This is a genomic window from Glycocaulis sp. (assembly GCF_052168375.1).
GTDB lineage: Bacteria > Pseudomonadota > Alphaproteobacteria > Caulobacterales > Maricaulaceae > Glycocaulis.
Window position 1 is genome coordinate 1 of the sequence record NZ_JBQLZR010000001.1, and the last position, 1966, is coordinate 1966.

The 1966-nt window shown below is 64.7% G+C and carries 3 protein-coding genes; 2 read left to right on the top strand and 1 reads right to left on the bottom strand.

Going from position 1 to position 1966, the window contains the following annotated elements; genetic code table 11:
- Positions 1–198: 198 nt before the first annotated feature.
- Positions 199–1080, bottom strand: a complete 882-nt coding sequence (locus ACTS2Z_RS00005; RefSeq protein ID WP_442571181.1) for an SDR family oxidoreductase — start codon at positions 1078–1080, stop codon at positions 199–201.
- A gap of 277 nt (positions 1081–1357) precedes the next feature.
- Here ACTS2Z_RS00005 and sdhC point away from each other — a divergent pair, with 277 nt between their 5' ends.
- On the top strand, positions 1358–1753 hold the full coding sequence (gene sdhC, locus ACTS2Z_RS00010; RefSeq protein WP_442571182.1) for a succinate dehydrogenase, cytochrome b556 subunit: 396 nt from the start codon (positions 1358–1360) through the stop codon (positions 1751–1753).
- Positions 1753–1966 (top strand): succinate dehydrogenase, hydrophobic membrane anchor protein (locus tag ACTS2Z_RS00015; protein ID WP_442571183.1); only part of this gene is annotated, 214 nt, incomplete at its 3' end. The genes sdhC and ACTS2Z_RS00015, both read left to right, overlap by 1 nt.

Sequence of the window (1966 nt, forward strand, 5' to 3'; positions counted from 1 at the left end):
CTCAAGGCTTCCAGATCACCCTCGCGGGCACGGGCCTGTGAGTTGTTGGCGTCCGTCCAGGCTTCGTAATCGGCAACCAGGCTGGCGAAGTCTTCTGCCGGATCGGCATGGGCGACTGCCGCGACAAGCACGCTGGCGGCAATGCCGCTGATCAGATGGCGCATGATATGTTCCCCGTTTCTTTCGTTGAGGCAGTTTCTACTGCCCTGTTTTTTCGAGCGCTTCAGGCGTCAGCCCGAGCCGTCTTGCAATGATCCTATCAGTCATTCGCTTTGGCAGAATGCCCAAAACCCACTGCATGACGGGTTCGGGGGTCACAATTGTGTTAAGCGCCGGGCGGGAAGCCGTAACCGCCCTCCATACCGCCTCGGCCACGGCAGAGGGCGGCAGGCCGGTGCGGCCCCGCTCCAGCATGTAGTTCACGAGGCGCCGGATGGGATTGATGTAATCGGTGCCGGCATACTGCTCCGGATCGACCGTTTCGGCCTTGTCCCAGATCGGCGTCGCAATAGGCCCGGGATTGATGGCCACCACATCGATTGAATAGGGCATGAGCTCGCGCCGCAGGCCCTGCGTGAAGGCTTCCAGCGCAAATTTCGAGCAGGCATAGGGCGTAAGGAAAGGCGCCGCGCTGAAACCCGCCACCGAGGACATGTTGACGATCCGCCCCGGCCCGCCGTTGAGCGACCGGTCCGCGCCCAGCAAGGGTGCAAAGGCCTGCACCACGCGCAGCTGGCCGGTCACGTTCACATCCATCTGCTTTTCCATCTCCTCGATGGGCAGATGCATTAGCGGCCCGGCGACAGCGATCCCGGCATTGTTGACGAGCGCGCCAAGCGTCCTGCCGCCAAGGGCGGCGCGCACCTCGGTAGCGGCGCGGGCAATCGCCGGCCCGTCAGTCACGTCAAAGATCAGGGGCACGATCGAATCGCCGAACTCGGCCTTGAGCGCCTCACCGTCACTGGCTTTTCGGACGCTCGCAAAGACGCGCCAGCCCTCGGCGGCAAACTTCGCCACGCACGCCCGGCCTATGCCGGTCGATGCGCCGGTTACCAGCGCGCTCTTTGCCTGATTGTCCATGAATGCCTCCCGCCCCTGTGTTTCAAGCCGCGAAGCGTGGCGCGGGCACGGTGCGGGGTCAATCGGGGGTGAACGCCTGGCCGGCCATAGCCCCCGTAGCACCCGCGCGCATTGACCTTGCGCGTTGCAGGATTATTGTCTCGCCGCAAGCAGGCAAGGGGCGGCCTGAACTGGCAGTGGCAGACCGGACGATCCGGTTAAGCCCCTGTCAAGGAAAGCACCGTTCCTTCCGTTGCACGACACCTGACACGGCTCAACGAAGGCGGAAGCGACGCCCATGGCGACCAGACCCAATCAGCCCCTATCCCCGCATCTCCAGGTCTGGCGCTGGCACGCCACCATGGCCTCCTCCATCCTGCACCGCGCCACCGGCATCGCGAACTATGTCGGCGCGATCCTGGTCTCGGTCTGGCTGGTCCTGCTGGCTGCGGGTCCGGAAACCTACGCAATCTGGGAAGGCCTGATGGCCGGCCCGCTGGGCCTTCTCGTCATCGCCGCTTTCGTCGGCTTCACCTTCTCGGTCAGCTACCACCTGCTCAATGGCCTGCGCCATCTGGCATGGGATGCGGGGCTGGGTTTTGACGCAGGCGGCTCCAATCTTCGCTCCTGGGCCATCATTGGCGCGGCCGCCGGTTTCACTGCCGTCATCTGGATTGCGGGAGGCATGATCTGATGGGCGATTTCCGTACCCCCCTCGCGCGTGTCCGCGGGCTCGGCTCGGCCAAGTCCGGCACCGCCCATTTCATCACCCAGCGGGTGAGCGCGCTCGCCCTTGTGGTGCTGATGCCGCTTTTCCTGTTCGGCCTCGCAAGGAATGCGAGCGCCGGATACGAGGCCGCGTCGGCCTGGATCGGCTCGCCCTTCGGCGCGATCCTCACCCTTCTGG

Excerpts from the sequence above, each read along its gene's own strand:
- ACTS2Z_RS00005 (WP_442571181.1), bottom strand. The coding sequence starts at position 1,080 with ATGGACAATCAGGCAAAGAGCGCGCTGGTAACCGGCGCATCGACCGGC.
- sdhC (WP_442571182.1), top strand. The coding sequence starts at position 1,358 with ATGGCGACCAGACCCAATCAGCCCCTATCCCCGCATCTCCAGGTCTGG.